This window comes from Limnohabitans sp. DM1, from assembly GCF_001269385.1.
Classification (GTDB): Bacteria; Pseudomonadota; Gammaproteobacteria; order Burkholderiales; family Burkholderiaceae_C; genus Limnohabitans_A.
In genome coordinates this window covers 145,466-160,739 of sequence record NZ_CXOO01000010.1, presented here as the reverse complement: position 1 = coordinate 160,739, position 15,274 = coordinate 145,466, and the positions used below count along the sequence as shown (strand labels likewise).

At 53.9% G+C, this 15,274-nt stretch carries 13 protein-coding genes and 1 pseudogene; all 14 read left to right on the top strand.

Annotation, left to right across the window (positions count from 1 at the left end; all coding sequences use genetic code 11):
• The first annotated feature begins 4 nt into the window (after nucleotides 1-4).
• A complete protein-coding gene (locus tag AMM33_RS02005; protein WP_090138288.1) occupies nucleotides 5-289 on the top strand; it encodes a nucleotidyltransferase domain-containing protein in 285 nt (94 codons plus the stop codon).
• On the top strand, nucleotides 286-747 hold the full coding sequence (locus AMM33_RS02000; protein ID WP_090138286.1) for a hypothetical protein: 462 nt from the start codon (nucleotides 286-288) through the stop codon (nucleotides 745-747). Before AMM33_RS02005 ends, AMM33_RS02000 begins: the two co-directional genes overlap by 4 nt.
• 66 nt (nucleotides 748-813) lie before the next feature.
• A complete protein-coding gene (locus AMM33_RS01995; protein WP_228767896.1) occupies nucleotides 814-1,113 on the top strand; it encodes a nucleotidyltransferase domain-containing protein in 300 nt (99 codons plus the stop codon).
• Nucleotides 1,110-2,471, top strand: a complete 1,362-nt coding sequence (locus AMM33_RS01990; RefSeq protein ID WP_090138285.1) for an RNA-binding domain-containing protein — start codon at nucleotides 1,110-1,112, stop codon at nucleotides 2,469-2,471. Before AMM33_RS01995 ends, AMM33_RS01990 begins: the two co-directional genes overlap by 4 nt.
• Before the next feature lie 4 nt (nucleotides 2,472-2,475).
• Nucleotides 2,476-2,667, top strand: a pseudogene (locus AMM33_RS01985) (dTDP-4-dehydrorhamnose 3,5-epimerase family protein); the annotation flags it as partial.
• 121 nt (nucleotides 2,668-2,788) lie between these two features.
• Entirely contained in the window at nucleotides 2,789-3,235 is a 447-nt protein-coding gene (locus AMM33_RS01980; RefSeq protein WP_090138283.1) for a DUF2442 domain-containing protein, read from the top strand.
• A gap of 125 nt (nucleotides 3,236-3,360) precedes the next feature.
• Entirely contained in the window at nucleotides 3,361-4,707 is a 1,347-nt protein-coding gene (locus tag AMM33_RS01975; RefSeq protein ID WP_053170384.1) for an ATP-binding protein, read from the top strand.
• 8 nt (nucleotides 4,708-4,715) lie between these two features.
• Nucleotides 4,716-5,267, top strand: a complete 552-nt coding sequence (gene rfbC, locus AMM33_RS01970) for a dTDP-4-dehydrorhamnose 3,5-epimerase (protein WP_090138281.1) — start codon at nucleotides 4,716-4,718, stop codon at nucleotides 5,265-5,267.
• 7 nt (nucleotides 5,268-5,274) lie between these two features.
• Nucleotides 5,275-6,735 (top strand): phosphomannomutase, encoded by a 1,461-nt coding sequence (locus AMM33_RS01965; protein ID WP_090138279.1) that lies wholly within the window; start codon nucleotides 5,275-5,277, stop codon nucleotides 6,733-6,735.
• A 6-nt stretch (nucleotides 6,736-6,741) separates the two neighbouring features.
• The gene (locus AMM33_RS01960) at nucleotides 6,742-8,226 is read left to right on the top strand and encodes a mannose-1-phosphate guanylyltransferase/mannose-6-phosphate isomerase (protein ID WP_090138277.1); all 1,485 of its coding nucleotides are present in this window, start codon (nucleotides 6,742-6,744) and stop codon (nucleotides 8,224-8,226) included.
• Nucleotides 8,226-9,017 (top strand): ABC transporter permease, encoded by a 792-nt coding sequence (locus AMM33_RS01955; RefSeq protein ID WP_090138275.1) that lies wholly within the window; start codon nucleotides 8,226-8,228, stop codon nucleotides 9,015-9,017. The genes AMM33_RS01960 and AMM33_RS01955 overlap by 1 nt, the downstream gene beginning before the upstream one ends.
• The gene (locus tag AMM33_RS01950; RefSeq protein ID WP_090138274.1) at nucleotides 9,017-10,240 is read left to right on the top strand and encodes an ABC transporter ATP-binding protein; all 1,224 of its coding nucleotides are present in this window, start codon (nucleotides 9,017-9,019) and stop codon (nucleotides 10,238-10,240) included. The genes AMM33_RS01955 and AMM33_RS01950 overlap by 1 nt, the downstream gene beginning before the upstream one ends.
• Nucleotides 10,237-11,619, top strand: coding sequence for an FkbM family methyltransferase (locus tag AMM33_RS01945; protein WP_090138272.1), 1,383 nt, complete (start codon nucleotides 10,237-10,239; stop codon nucleotides 11,617-11,619). The genes AMM33_RS01950 and AMM33_RS01945 overlap by 4 nt, the downstream gene beginning before the upstream one ends.
• Nucleotides 11,616-15,260, top strand: coding sequence for a glycosyltransferase (locus AMM33_RS01940; protein ID WP_090138270.1), 3,645 nt, complete (start codon nucleotides 11,616-11,618; stop codon nucleotides 15,258-15,260). Before AMM33_RS01945 ends, AMM33_RS01940 begins: the two co-directional genes overlap by 4 nt.
• The last annotated feature ends 14 nt before the right edge of the window (nucleotides 15,261-15,274 follow it).

Genomic DNA, 15,274 nt, shown 5'->3' with positions numbered 1-15,274 from the left:
GGCCATGCGCCTGACCCCCTCCCAAATCCACACCATCAAAAGCACCGCCCACGCCGTGCTGGGTGAGGGCGTGCAGGTCACGCTGTTTGGCTCTCGGGTGGATGACACAGCCAAAGGCGGCGATGTGGACCTTTACGTTGAAGCCACGCAACCCGATTTGATGAAAAAAATCCGTTGCAAAGTCAGCCTTCAAGACCAACTGGACATGCCGGTGGACCTGATCGTCAAACCCTTTGGCGACCGCAGCCCCATCGCCTTGATAGCCAAACTAGAAGGCATTCGCCTGTGAGCGAACACATCGCCCTCATCTGGAAAAAGCTGGACCACCTTGGCCGCATGCGCGAATACCTGAGCTATTCCATTGCTCAAGTTGCTGCCCTGTTGCCCATCCAAAACTGGCAAGCGCTGCAGCCCGACCAGCACGAAACGCTGGCCGCCTTTCGCATCCGCTTCAGCGAATACCAAGAGCACATGGGCAAAACCATGAAAGCCGTGGCTGTGGAGGAAGAAAAACCCTCTGAGCCCTTCACGGCTGTTTTGCTCTACATGGAAAAACTCGGCTGCATCGACTCTGTGGACCGCTGGAAAGACATCCGCGAACTGCGCAACGCCGTCAACCACGAATACGAAGACGACCCAGCGGTTCTTCACGAGTTTTTTGGCCAAATGATCCAAGCCGCCCCAGAGCTCTTGCGCTGGCACGAGCAACTCATTGCCTTTTGTCAAACAACCTATTCCACCCATTGATACCTGTAGGAGCTTGCCCTGCAAGCGAATGCCAGCCAACCCAAAGCTTCAGCAAGAACCGCCCACATGCGCCTGACCCTCGCCCAAATCGACATCATCAAAAGCACCGCCACCGCCGTGCTGGGTGAGGGCGTACAGGTCACGCTGTTTGGGTCTCGGGTAGATGACGCGGCCAAAGGCGGTGATGTTGACCTGATGATCGAAGTGAGTCGGGCCTTGCCCGAGCCTGCCGTGGTCTCGGCCCGCATTGCCAGCAGGGTCTCGCGAGCCATGCATGGGCGCAAGGTGGATGTGCTCCTCAAAGCGCCCAACTTGCTGGAACACCCCATTCACCGCATCGCTGCGCAACAAGGGGTTGCTTTGTGATTCAGCAATGGATCGACGCAGGCGAGACGCAAACGCAGGAATTCAAGTCCTCGTTTGACAAAGCCTGCATCGAAACTCTGGTGGCATTTGCCAATGCCAAAGGTGGGCATGTGCTTGTCGGCGTCACAGACCAGGGAACCGTGCAAGGCACCACCCTGGGCAAAGAAAGCCTCAACGAATGGCTGGTGCAAATCAAATCGGCGACCAGCCCTAGCATCATTCCCGAGCTGGAGGCTTTCTCAGTCAATGGCAAAACCCTCGTGGTCATCAGCGTGGCGGAGTTTCCCGTCAAGCCAGTCAGTACCAAAGGGCGTTATTACAAACGGGTCAGCAACACCAACCAAGCACTCAACGCCAATGAAATCAGCGATCTGTATATGCAGTCGCTCCAGATCTCGTGGGATGCCTACCCCGCGCACAATGCCCATCTGCAAGACTTGTCCATGGTCAAAGTGGACCAATTCGTGCAACAAGTCAACGCGGGTGGCAGATTTGCACTGGGCACCACCGACAGCCTGACGGCCGTGCAAAAGCTCAACTACATCAGCCAGGGTCAACCCACTTGGGCCGCCATGCTGTTGTTTGCTAAAGAGCCATTGCGGCACAACATCCATATTGGCCGCTTCAAGACACCCAGCTTGATCATTGACGACCGGCAAATCACCGACACCCTGTTTGAGGCGGTCGATCAAGCCATGCGTTTTATCGTTTCTTATGTGCCCGTGGCATTTGAAATCACGGGCGCAGTGCACCGCAAAGAGCGGTTTGCATACCCCTTGGCTGCCCTGCGCGAAGCTTTGCTCAATGCGGTCGTCCATCGCGACTACAAAGACGGATCAGACATCCAGGTCAAGATTTTTGACAACAGCATCAGCATTTTCAGTTCCGGTACCTTTTATGGGGGCCTGACTGTGGCCGAAGTCCAAGTCGATAACTACCGCTCCAGCCTTCGCAACAAACTGGTCGCCGAAGCCTTCTACCTGACCACCGGCATTGAAAAATACGGCAGCGGCTTCATCCGCATCCGCAAAGCTTTGCAGGACTACCCGGAAGTACACTTCGACATTGCCGAAAAATTCGGTGGGGTGATGGCAACTTTTACAAAGTCGAAGTCGCAGGATGAGGGGGTAAGTGGCGGAGTAAGTGGCGGAGTAAGTGGCGGAGTAAGTGGCGGAGTAAAAAATACCGAAGACCTGAGCCGCCTCATTGCCACAAAGCCCGGCATGAACACAGCGGCGCTCATTGTGCAAAGCGGTGTGACTCAACGCACCATCGAACGCTGGCTCAAGCAACTCAAAGACCAAGGAAAAATCGAATTTCGTGGTGCCCCAAAGACAGGCGGCTACTTTCCTCTTTAACACCATGCCCTACACCGTCACCCCCACCCACATCCCCGACCTGCTCATCCTCGAGCCCAAGGTCTTTGGCGATGCGCGGGGCTTCTTTTTTGAAAGCTTCAACCAGCATGACTTCAACCAGGTCACTGGCCTGGATGTGAACTTTGTGCAAGACAACCACAGCCGCAGCGCTCAAGGCGTGCTGCGCGGCCTGCACTAACAGCTGCAACGAGCCCAAGGCTAACTGGTGGGCAAACCCAAAGTCGCTGAAGTCACCGCAGCCTTGGTGGCCGTCGATGCCCATTTGAAGCAGCTCAGAACTCACTGGAGCCAATTGCATGACTAAAGCCAACACACCCGAATGGATCAAGGCAGAAATGGCCCGTGTTGAGGAAGCGCAAGCCAGGGGGCAAGTTGAGCAAGCCTCGCGTCTACGCGCCTCTTCTGCACACTACGACACACGAAAAAAGCTGATTGTCATTGCGCTCGAAAACGGCTCATCTTTTTCTTTCCCGCCCCAACTGGCACAAGGGCTGGGTAATGCACAAGCTTCAGAGTTAACCGACATTGAAATCTCGCCACTAGGCACCGGACTGCACTGGCCCAAACTGGATGCCGACTTGACCGTCGAAGGCCTGCTGGCAGGACTTTTTGGTAGCCGCAGCTGGATGCGCACACATGCAGCCAAAGCAGGCCGCGTTAGATCAATAGCCAAAGCCCAAGCCGCCAAAGTCAATGGGGCCAAGGGCGGACGCCCACGCAAATCTGCGGCGGCCCCAGCTTGAAACGTGAATCCATGCCCTACACCGTCACCCCCCCCCACATCCCCGACCTGCTCATTGTTGAGTCCAGCTCAGCCGCCTAAATTTATTTGAATTTGTCCTTTTTAAAAGGATAATATTCAAAATATATGTTGTTTTCAGATAGTCAAATAGACTCGGTCTACACGGAAAAAATCGTGGATGCGCAAACGCGCTCCATGCCCGTCATGACCCGACGCGATGTCTGGCTGCCGCAAGTGCAGGGCAAAGCGCTGGCCGTGATTGGCATGCGCCGGGCCGGCAAAACCACGTTTTTGTGGCAGCTCATGGCCCAGCGCGTACAAGCTGGTACGCCGCGTGAAGGGCTGGTTTATTTCAGCTTTGAAGACGAACGACTCGCAGGCTTGCAAGCATCTGACCTCGACCGGCTGGTGCAAACCTACTACCGGCTTCATCCAGAGTGGCGCGACCAACGCCGAGCCGCTTTCTATCTAGACGAGATACAGCTTGTACCGGGCTGGGAAACCTTTGCCCGCCGCTTACTGGACTCCGAAAACATCGACCTCTACCTCTCGGGTTCTTCTGCACGCATGCTCTCTCGCGAAGTGGCCAGCAGCATGCGGGGCCGCGCCCTGGAGGCCACCGTCACACCCTTCAGCTTTCGAGAAATGCTGCGCCACATTGGGCATGAACCCACACAGGAATGGTACAAACTCACCAAAGCCAGCCATTCACAACTCGCGCACGACCTGGACCAGTACCTGGAGCAAGGCGGATTTCCAGAAGCGCAAGGCTTGGACACACGCAGCCGCCACGCCCTGCTGCGCAATTACGTAGACGTTTTGCTGTTGCGCGACGTGATAGAGCGCCACAACCTCAGTCAGCCCCAGGTGCTGCGATGGATGGTGCAACAACTCTTGGGCAACGCTGCAGGCAGCTTTAGCATCAACAAATTCCATGCCGACCTCAAGTCGCGAGGCGTTGCTGTGGGCAAAGACACGTTGCACCAGCTTCTGTCTTATTTAGAAGACGCGTTTTTACTCACCAGCATCAGCATCTGCAGCAGCTCGGTTCGACAAAAACAAGTCAACCCCCGCAAGGTCTACCCCGTCGATACCGGGCTGATCGCCTTGTTTGACCGATCCGGCAAAGCCAACACCGGCCATGCACTCGAATGTGCCGTCTTGCACCAACTGCTGCGCAACGGTGCCGAGGTGAGCTATGTTCACACGCCCGGCGGGTTTGAGGTGGATTTTCATGCCCGCTATCCCGATGGGCGCGAAGCACTGATTCAAGTCTGTGCAGACATCAGCTCACAGGACACCTTGACGCGAGAAATCCGTGCGTTGCAAGACGCCCGGAAGCAATTGACGCAAGCACATGCACAACTGATTGTGCTGATGCCGCCACCCAGTGACCTGAGCTGGCCGTCTGACATTGAACTCACCCTGGCCAGCGCCTGGCTGCTCAATGATCAAATGAGCCACAGCAATTGATCCAATCCATGCCCTACACCGTCACCCCCACCCACATCCCCGACCTGCTCATTCTCGAGCCCAAGGTCTTTGGCGATGCGCGGGGCTTCTTTTTTGAAAGCTTCAACCAGCAAGACTTCAACCAAGTCAGCGGCTTGGATGTGAACTTTGTGCAAGACAACCACAGCCGCAGCGCCCAAGGCGTGTTGCGTGGCCTGCACTACCAACTGCAACAACCACAAGGCAAACTGGTCCGCGTCGTTCGTGGCGCCGTGTTTGATGTGGCCGTGGACATCCGCAAAAGCTCCCCCACCTTTGGCCAATGGGCCGGGGTTGAGCTGACCGAAGACAACCACAAACAATTTTGGGTGCCGCCGGGCTTTGCGCACGGCTTTGTTGTCCTGACGGACACCGCAGACTTCTTGTACAAAACCACCGACTACTACGCCCCGGCACACGAGCGCTGCATAGCCTGGAACGACCCGGCCATCGGTATCACTTGGCCCCAAGGGCTGACGCCGCAACTATCTGCCAAAGACCAACTTGGCAAAGCTCTTGCACAAGCCGAACTCTTTGCCTGATCAATTTATGTTTCTCAAAGATCTAGCCCCCACAGTAGGTTTTGGCACCAGCGGCGTGCGCGCTTTGGTGGTTGATTTGACCGCGCCTGTTGTGGCCACGTATGTGCGGGTGTTCATTCAGCACCTGCGCCAAACAGGCCAGTTGCCCGCAGGAACCAGCCAATGCGTTGTGGGTTGGGACTTGCGCCCCAGCAGCCCATCCATCGCTGCCGCTGTCTGCGCAGGCCTTCAAGCCGAGGGTCTGCAAGCTGACTGGGCAGGCTGCCTGCCTACCCCCGCCCTGGCCCTACGCGCTTTGCAAACCGGCAACCCCGGCATCATGGTCACAGGCAGCCACATCCCGTTTGACCGCAACGGCATCAAGTTTTATACCGCCCAAGGCGAAATCCTCAAGGCCGACGAAGTGGCCATGCAAGCCATCTCGGTCGAAGCCTTGCTGCCTCAAGACGGCCAACTACCCAACTTGGCCGAATGCCTGGCGCAAGTGCATGCGCAGTCAGGCAGCAGCCCAGCACTGGCCGCCTATGTGGCCCGCTATACAAACCTCATGCCCGCACAAGCCCTGCAAGGCCTGCGCATTGGCGTGTACCAACACAGCGCCGTGGGCCGCGACATGCTGGCGCAACTGCTCAGCCAGCTGGGTGCTCAGGTCACCAGCCTGGGCCGCAGCGACCATTTTGTCCCCATCGACACCGAAGCCGTCTCTGCCGCCGACGAAGCCATGGCCGCCGCTTGGTGTGCGCAGCACCAACTCCACGCAGTGGTGTCTACCGACGGCGATGGCGACCGCCCCTGGGTGTGTGACGAACAAGGCCGCTTCATGCGCGGCGATGTGCTGGGCACACTGACCGCGCTGTGGCTAGGTGTGCAAACCGTGGTCACCCCCGTCAGTTCTAATACCGCACTTGAAAAGTCAGGCCACTTTGGCCACACGCAGCGCACCCGCATTGGCTCGCCGTATGTGATCGAGGCCATGCAAGCCCTGCAAGCCCAAGGCCACAACAGCGTGGCCGGTTTTGAGGCCAATGGCGGCTTCTTGCTGCAGACCGCGCAAAAAGGCCTGCAGCCCCTGCCCACGCGTGACAGCACTTTGCCCATCCTGGCCGTGTTGGCCATGGCCCAGCACAAGCAGCAGCCCGTGTCTGCATTGCCCAGTCTGCTGCCTGCACGCTTTACCCAGGCCGACCGCATCCAGAACCTGCCCACAGCCCAGAGCCAGCAACTGATCCAAAACCTGGCCCAAGACAAAACCGCGCTGCAAACATTTGTTCAGTTCACCGACAGCCAAGCTGTGCATACTGACCAGACCGATGGCCTGCGCATCACCCTGGCCGACGACAGCATCATCCACCTGCGCCCCTCGGGCAACGCCCCCGAACTTCGTTGCTACACCGAAGCCAGCACACCAGAGCACGCCCAGCAGTTGCTGACGGCAAGCCTGAACCAAATAAAAACAATCCTTAGCTAAACACCCATGAAACTGATCTCAGTCGTCCTCTCCGGCGGTGCCGGCACGCGCCTTTGGCCTGCATCCCGCCAAGCCTATCCCAAGCCCTTCATGAAGCTGGGCGGCAGCGCCCTTCTGGAGCAAGCAATTGCCCGTGGCCAAGCATGCGGCACCGACGACGTGCTCATCGTCACCAACCAAGACCACCTGTTCCTCACGCAAAACCTGGTGGCCGAAATGGCCCAGCCCCCCCGCGTGAGCTACTTGCTCGAGCCCAAAGGCCGCAACACCGCCCCCGCCATTGCCTTGGCCGCTCTGGCCGTGGCTCAGCAGCACGGGCGTGATGCCGTCATGCTGGTGCTGGCGGCAGACCATTTGATTCCTGATACCTCAGCCTTTGTGGCCAATGCCCTGCAAGCGGCCCGCCATGCCCAGCAAGGCCAGCTGGTGGTCTTTGGCATCCAGCCCACCGGCCCTGAGACCGGCTTTGGCTACATCGAAGTGGCCAAAGTGGGCGGCGAAGCTCAGCCCGTCATTCAATTTGTCGAAAAACCCAACCTGGCCACGGCCCAAGAGTATCTGGCCACAGGCCGCTACTACTGGAACAGCGGCATGTTCTGCTTTACGGCGGGTACGATGCTGGACGCCCTGGAACAGCACGCACCCCAAGTGCTGAGCGCCGCACAAAACGCCATGGCCAGCAGCCAAGCCCAAGCCGGGCAGGGCACCACAACCACAGTCGGTGCTACACAAAGCATCACCCGCTTTGAAGCCCACGCCTTTGGCCTGCAGCCCGACATCAGCATCGACTATGCCGTCATGGAACGCGCCACCAACGTCACCCTGGTGCCCGCCAAGTTTGGCTGGAGCGACGTAGGCGCCTGGCCCGCCGTGGCCGCAGCGCACACCGCAGACGGCAAGGGCAACACCATGGCCTGCGACGACCACATCGACTGGATCGACGTGGACACCAGCAACACCCACATCCACATCGACACCCAAGGCCACAAACAAGTGGTGGCCACCATCGGCATCCACAACGCCGTCATCGTGCACACACCCGATGCCCTTTTGATCGCAGACAAAGCCCAAGCCCAAGACGTCAAAAAAGTCGTGGACGCCTTGAAGCAACGCCACATCGACAGCGCCCAATACCAAAGCACGGTGCTGCCCTCATCGGTCAATCGACCCTGGGGCACCTACACCACGCTCAAAGAAGAGGGCGGCTACAAAGTCAAACGCATCACAGTGCGACCGGGCGAGAGCTTGAGTCTTCAATACCACCACCACCGCGCTGAGCACTGGACGGTGGTGCGTGGCCATGGCATCGTGCAAATTGGCGATGTTGAATACCCCACGGGCCCGGGCGAATACCGCTATATCCCCCTCAAAGAAACGCACCGCTTGACTAATACGGGCGAAGAAGAACTGGTGCTGATCGAAGTGCAGGTGGGCGACTACTTGGGCGAAGACGACATTGTGCGCCTGCAAGACAACTACGGACGCGCCTGATGAACTTGATCAAAGCCCTTTGGGCTTACCGCGGCTTCATTCTGGGCAGTGTTAAGCGCGAGTTCCAAAGCAAGTACCGCAATTCTTTGTTGGGTGCCGCCTGGACGGTCATCAACCCCTTGGCCATGATCGTTGTGTACACAGTCATTTTTTCTCAGGTCATGAGAGCCAAATTGCCTGGCATGGACAGCACTTTTGGCTACAGCATCTACCTGTGTGCAGGGTCCCTGACTTGGGGCCTGTTTGCTGAGATCGTGGGCCGGGGGCAAAACATCTTCATTGACAACGCCAACCTGCTCAAAAAGATCAGCTTCCCGCGCATGACGCTGCCCATCATTGCGGTACTCAACGCTTTGGTGAACTTTGCGATCATCTTTGGCTTGTTCTTGGCCTTTTTGGTGGCTGCTGGTTTTTGGCCTGGCTGGGTGTTTGTGGCGGCTGTGGCGGTGCTGGCGGTGCAGTTGCTCTTGGCCATTGGCCTGGGCATGGTGCTGGGCGTGCTGAATGTGTTTTTCAGAGACGTGGGCCAATTCTTTGGCATCTTTCTTCAGTTCTGGTTTTGGTTTACGCCGGTGGTGTATCCGGCGAGCATATTGCCCGAGCAAGTCAAACCCTTCATGGCCATGAACCCGATGTACCCCGTCATTGCCAGTTATCAAAGTATTTTTGTGAGCCAGCAATGGCCTGACTGGTCTGCGCTGGCTTACCCGTTGGTGCTGGGCCTGGTGTTGTGCGCTTTGGGTCTGCGCATGTACCGCCAGTATGTGGGCGAAATGGTGGACGAACTCTGATGGGCACGATTGTTGTTTCCAACTTGGGCAAAGCCTACAAGCAATACCCCAACCGCTGGTCGCGCTTGCTGGAGTGGATCACCCCTGGTCAATCCAAGCGACATCAGCTGAAGTGGGTGCTGCAGGGCATCAATTTCACCGTCAACGCAGGCGAGGCCGTGGGCATCATCGGCATCAACGGTGCAGGCAAAAGCACCTTGCTGAAACTGATCACCGGCACCACCCAACCCACTACCGGCAGCGTGCACATGACCGGCCGCGTGGCTGCAATGTTAGAGCTCGGCATGGGGTTTCACTCCGACTTTACGGGGCGGCAAAACGCTTTCATGGCAGGGCAGTTGTTGGGCATGAGCACCGAAGACATTGCACGTCTGATGCCCGAGATAGAAGCCTTTGCCGAGATTGGCGACTACATCGACCAGCCCGTGCGCGTGTACAGCAGCGGCATGCAAATGCGCTTGGCCTTCAGCTTGGCCACGGCCATGCGGCCAGATGTCTTGATCGTGGACGAAGCCCTGTCGGTGGGCGATGCGTATTTTCAGCACAAGAGCTTTGACCGCATCCGTGAGTTCCGCAAGCAGGGGACCACGCTGCTCATCGTGAGTCATGACAAAGGTGCCATCCAGGGCATCTGCGACCGAGCCATCTTGCTCAACGCGGGACACCTGGCTATGGAAGGGGAGCCCGAGGCAGTCATGGATTACTACAACGCCATGCTTGCCGACCATCAAAATCAAGAGGTCAAGCAAGAAGTGCGTGAAGATGGCAAGGTTCAAACCATTTCGGGCACGGGTGACGCGGTGGTCACTGCCATAACTTTGGTTGATAGCCAAGACAGACCTCTTGAAGTGGTTGACGTGGGTCAGCCTGTGCGCTTGCGCATTACCGTTCAGGCGAACAAAGCCATTGAAAGATTGGTGTTGGGCTACGGTATCAAAGACCGTTTGGGTCAAGTTATTTACGGCACCAACACACACCTGAAGGAGCAGCCTATAGTGGATGTCTCATCAGGTGATAAGTTCCATTTTGAAATTGCTTTTCCTGCAAATTTAGGCCCAGGCACCTACTCTGTACAAACTGCTTTAACTAGTACAGATACGCACTTGAATAACAACTACGAGTGGCGTGATCTAGCACTTGTATTCAATGTGATCAACATCAACAAGCCGCATTTTGCAGGTTGTGCCTGGATTGACCCTGTCATAGAAATCACACCCGCATGAGTTTTATTTCATACGCCCAGAACTATGAAGACGTGATGCTCTGGCGAGCACTTAAGCACGTTGAAAGTGGTTTTTACATCGATGTAGGCGCCGCTTGGCCAGACGAACATTCTGTGACCAAAGCCTTTTATGACAGAGGCTGGCGCGGCATCAACATTGAACCTAACCCAGTGCATCATGCTTCGCTTGTGAAGCAACGATCACGCGACATTAACCTTCAGTTGGCTATTGGCGAGTGTGCTGGTCAGTCGACGATGAATCTGGTTGGTGACACGGGCTTGTCAACGCTCGATGCAGGCATTGCAGACCAACACAAGGATGGTGGCTGGGGCGTTGTTGAACAAACCGTTAGCGTTGATACCTTGGCCTCTGTTTGCGCGCAGCATTTACCGACAGGGCAAGAGGTTCACTTTTTAAAAGTTGATGTTGAAGGCTTCGAAGAACACGCTTTAAGAAGTAGCAATTGGACCGACTTTCGGCCTTGGATTGTGTTGGTTGAGGCGACCTTGCCCATGACCCAGCAGGAATCTTATGAAAGCTGGGAACCGATTTTGCTGGGGGCAGATTATCTTTTTGCGTATGCTGATGGACTGAACCGCTATTACATTGCAAAAGAGCATGAAAATTTGGCATCAGAGTTTAAATACCCGCCTAATTTCTTTGATGACTTCCTTTTGATAGGCCAGCAAAAAGCCGAAGCCAAAGCCCAGCAAGCCGAAGCTAAAGCTCAGCAGGCCGAAGCTAAAGCCCAGCAAGCTGCTGCCAAAGCTCAGCAGGCAGAAGGCAAAGAGCAGCAAGCCGAAGCCAAAGCCCAGCAAGCTGCTGCCAAAGCTCAGCAGGCAGAAGGCAAAGTGCAGCAAGCCGAAGCCAAAGCCCAGCAAGCTGCTGCCAAAGCTCAGCAGGCCGAAGCCAAAGCCCAGCAGGCCGAAGGCAAAGCTCAGCAAGCTGAAGCCAAAGCGCAGCAAGCCGCTGCTACTTCACATGCCCATGTGTCGCAACTTCATGCGGTTTATAACAGCACTTCTTGGCGCATCACCGCGCCGCTTCGCTGGCCAGTGCACCAGCTGAGTTTGTTGCGCGCTCATGGTTTCAAACAAAGAGCAAAAGCGGCAGCTAAAAAAATATTTCGCAAAATCGTGATATGGATTGTCGCTAAGCCCAAGCTCAAAACTATTGCAATAAAAGTCGCAAATAAACTGGGTTTGGCAGTGCATCTAAAGCCTGTTGTAGTTACTTTGTTTCAACCTGCTAGCTCACCACCTAAGCTATTGAATAATTTGGGTTTAGAGATAAATCATGGAGGCATTTATCTAGACAAGCGTGCGGCACGCGTATTTGCCGACTTGCAAAATGTAGTTAATGGGACGTATGGGCAATGAGAGTACTAATTGATTTGCAAGGTGCACAAACAGAAAGTCGATTTCGTGGTATCGGTAGGTATTCTTTGTCGCTGGCGCAAGCGATGGCAAGAAATGCGGGAGATCATGAAATTTGGGTGGCAGTTAACAGCACATTCCCTTCTGGAATAAAAGAGATAGAGGCTGCGCTAGATGGATTAGTGCCAGCTCAGCAAATTCGTCATTTCAATACATTAAAAGAAATTGGTTGGCCAAATTCAGCCAATACTTGGCGCAGGCGTTCTTCTGAGTACATGTGGGAATCCTTCTTAGAGGGCGTTCAGCCCGATTTTATTCATGTCTCAAGTTTGTTCGAGGGCGCGGAAGCCGGGGCTGTCACTTCGGTTGGTAAGTTGCCCAAAGTAAGAGCTGCAAATGCAGTCACTCTGTACGACTTGATTCCTTTATTGAACCCCGATAATTACCTAGCATCAGATTGGGTTCGCAATTGGTATTTTGACAAAGTTGAATCACTCAAACGTGCTGATCTTTTATTATCAATTTCTCAATATGCGCGGGAGGAGGCCCTGCAAGCCTTGGATATAGACCCAGGTCGCATAGTGAACATGTCTTCTGCGATATCACCATACTTTAAGCCAGTGTCAATTGGCAGTGCAGAACGTGCGATGCTAAGGGATAAATTCGGAATTTTGGGTCGTTATGTCATGTACAGCGGCGCTATGGAACCTCGAAAAAATGCTGAAGGATTGCTAAAAGCTTTTTCTATGCTTGGAGTTGGTTTATTGGGTGAAACTCAATTGGTCATTGCAGGCAAGGTTGCAGAGCATGATCGAAACAGATTCGCTCACTTGGCAACCAAGCTAGGAATTGACAATAGAGTAATTTTTACGGGATTTATCAGCGATGAAGAACTGATTGCGCTTTATAGCGCAACTGCTGCATATGTTTTTCCATCACTTCACGAGGGGTTTGGGTTGCCAGCCTTGGAGGCAATGGCGTGTGGTGCCCCGACAATTGGATCGGCTACAACAAGCATTCCAGAAGTGATTGGCCGGGAAGATGCACTGTTCGATCCAACCGATCCTGCTGCAATTGCTGGGGCTATTCGGCGTGTGCTTGAAGATTCAGATTATGCAAATAGACTGCGTCTGCATGGGATAAATCAGTCGAAGCGATTTTCTTGGGATAACACGGCATGCGCTGCCTTGACTGCAATGGAGGCTACTCATGCAAAACGCCCGCATAGACAACGTGTTTGGCCTTCTTCACGCACAGAGATGAATGCTACTTATGTTCAGTTGATTCAATCTATAGGCAATATTGATGCTGTCCATAACGATACGGATCTTAAAGAAGCTGCCGCATTAATTGGCAACGGTATGGCAGCCAATGAAAGCTTGGCTCGTGCGGGTGTGTTGCCAAATTCAATCAGGTGGCGGGTGGAAGGCCCTTTTGACAGCAGCTATAGCCTTGCTTTGGTTAACCGTTCTTTAGCTGAAACCTTGGACCACCGTGGGCATCAGGTAGCTCTGCACTCCACCGAAGGCCCTGGTGATTTTGAACCATCGTCCAGTTTTCTGGATGCGAACCCTAAGCTGTGTGAACTGCACCGGGCAGCTGCATTACTTTCTGCGGACCAAGCCGATGTAACAAGCCGGTTACTTTATCCACCGCGCGTTTCAGATGTCGTTTCAAGAATCAACTTGTTGCATGCCTACGCGTGGGAGGAGAGTGGTTTTCCTCAGCAATGGGTAGCTGATTTCAATGACTCGTTACAAGGAATCTCATGTCTATCTGAGCACGTTAGAAAAATCATGATAGACAACGGTGTCGCTGTTCCATTGGGCGTTTGTTCGAGTGGCGTTGATCACTGGGATAAAGTTATCGCCGATTCGAGCTACCCGGTCCCTGGAAAAGGATTTCGCTTCCTGCATGTTTCATCATGTTTCCCGCGCAAAGGTGTAGATGTCATGTTGCGGGCTTATGGTCAAGCCTTTAACGCTGATGACAATGTCAGTTTAGTTATCAAAACTTTCCCTAACCCACACAATGAAGTCCATAAGTGGCTCGAAGAGGCGCGGCAAGGTAACCCCGCATACCCAGATGTTCACATCATTGAGGGGGACATTGGTGACAGCCAGATCAAGCATTTGTATGCCTCTTGCAATGCTTTGCTAGCACCCAGCAGAGCAGAGGGTTTCGGGTTGCCGATGGCGGAAGCCATGCTGATGGGGTTGCCTGTAGTGACCACAGCGTGGGGCGGACAACTTGACTTTTGTAACGAGCAAACGGCATGGCTGGTTGATTACAGCTTTGTTCGCGCTGAAACGCATTTCAATTTGTCAAACTCAGTCTGGGCGGAGCCAGATGTGGATCATTTGGCTCATACGATGCGCGAAGTACATGCAGCCGAGCCTGCCATCCTCAAAGATCGAGTCAACGCCGCTGAACATTTACTGCGGTCACGATTCAAATGGAGTGACACTGCTCAAAGACTCGAACATGACGTTCGTCGCTTTTCTGTGGATTCGAATGTCCCTGAAACTCGTACAGGTTGGATCACAACTTGGAATGCCCGATGTGGCGTGGCAACCTATGCCAGCAATTTGGTGGCCGGTTTCAATGCGGCGCCCATGATACTTGCTGCACAAGCAGATGACCGTACTTTTTTGGATGAATCAAATGTTGTTCGTTGTTGGCAGCAAGGTGAAGGTGACAATCTGGACCAACTGGAGGCGGAAGTTGAACGACTGAATCTGAACACCTTGATCGTTCAATTCCAATATTCATTCTTTGACTTTCCCCACTTTGCATCTTTTTTGAAGAGGCAAAAATTAGCTGGCCGTGTCGTTATAGTCATGATGCATGCCACAGTCGATGCGCCAGAGAACCCTCGAAAGCAGTTGCGCTTCATTGCAGAACAACTTGCCCTGTGTGATCGTGTGCTGGTTCACTCTATTCATGATCTCAATCGACTCAAAAAGATCGGAGTTGAGCGAAATACGGCATTGTTCCCGCATGGAATCATGGAGCCTTTAAAAGGTCATCAGACTTTTGACAATGAACTACTACATATTGCATCCTACGGTTTTTTCTTGCCTCATAAGGGCTTGCTAGAGCTTATTGAAGCAGTTGGATTGTTGGTCGACCATGGGGTTAATGTAAAGTTGACAATGGTCAATGCTGAATATCCAGTCGATATTTCTCGGAATTTAATAGATTCTGCTAAAACGCGAATTCATCAATTGGCTTTAGAGCATCGTGTAAAAATCGTTACGGATTTTTTACGTGATGATCAAAGTATGGCTGAGTTAGTACAAGCCAATATAGTGATTTTCCCTTATCAAGGTACAGGTGAATCTGCAAGTGGTGCTGTGCGTTACGGTTTGGCTTCGGGTAAGCCAGTCGTCGTCACACCATTGGCTATCTTTGATGATGTAGAAGATATTGTTCATCATCTACCAGGAACCAGCCCTGTTGATATCGCTAATGGTTTAAGAAAGTTGTTTAATGCATTGAGTTGTGAAGACCAGGAAGTTAAAAAAATTCAGCAAAGCGCCGAAAAATGGACAGCAGAGCATCGATATCCTGCATTGGCTCGAAGATTGGAATTAATGAGTCGGCAGTTGCTACGACAGCGAGTAGAAAAAAATGATTGTTAAATGGAAAATTTGAA

Bases quoted from the DNA above. Each gene is read 5' to 3' on its own strand.
- AMM33_RS02005 (WP_090138288.1), top strand. From the start codon at position 5: ATGCGCCTGACCCCCTCCCAAATCCACACCATCAAAAGCACCGCCCAC.
- AMM33_RS01995 (WP_228767896.1), top strand. From the start codon at position 814: ATGCGCCTGACCCTCGCCCAAATCGACATCATCAAAAGCACCGCCACC.
- AMM33_RS01980 (WP_090138283.1), top strand. From the start codon at position 2,789: ATGACTAAAGCCAACACACCCGAATGGATCAAGGCAGAAATGGCCCGT.
- AMM33_RS01975 (WP_053170384.1), top strand. From the start codon at position 3,361: ATGTTGTTTTCAGATAGTCAAATAGACTCGGTCTACACGGAAAAAATC.
- rfbC (WP_090138281.1), top strand. From the start codon at position 4,716: ATGCCCTACACCGTCACCCCCACCCACATCCCCGACCTGCTCATTCTC.
- AMM33_RS01965 (WP_090138279.1), top strand. From the start codon at position 5,275: ATGTTTCTCAAAGATCTAGCCCCCACAGTAGGTTTTGGCACCAGCGGC.
- AMM33_RS01960 (WP_090138277.1), top strand. From the start codon at position 6,742: ATGAAACTGATCTCAGTCGTCCTCTCCGGCGGTGCCGGCACGCGCCTT.
- AMM33_RS01955 (WP_090138275.1), top strand. From the start codon at position 8,226: ATGAACTTGATCAAAGCCCTTTGGGCTTACCGCGGCTTCATTCTGGGC.
- AMM33_RS01950 (WP_090138274.1), top strand. From the start codon at position 9,017: ATGGGCACGATTGTTGTTTCCAACTTGGGCAAAGCCTACAAGCAATAC.
- AMM33_RS01945 (WP_090138272.1), top strand. From the start codon at position 10,237: ATGAGTTTTATTTCATACGCCCAGAACTATGAAGACGTGATGCTCTGG.
- AMM33_RS01940 (WP_090138270.1), top strand. From the start codon at position 11,616: ATGAGAGTACTAATTGATTTGCAAGGTGCACAAACAGAAAGTCGATTT.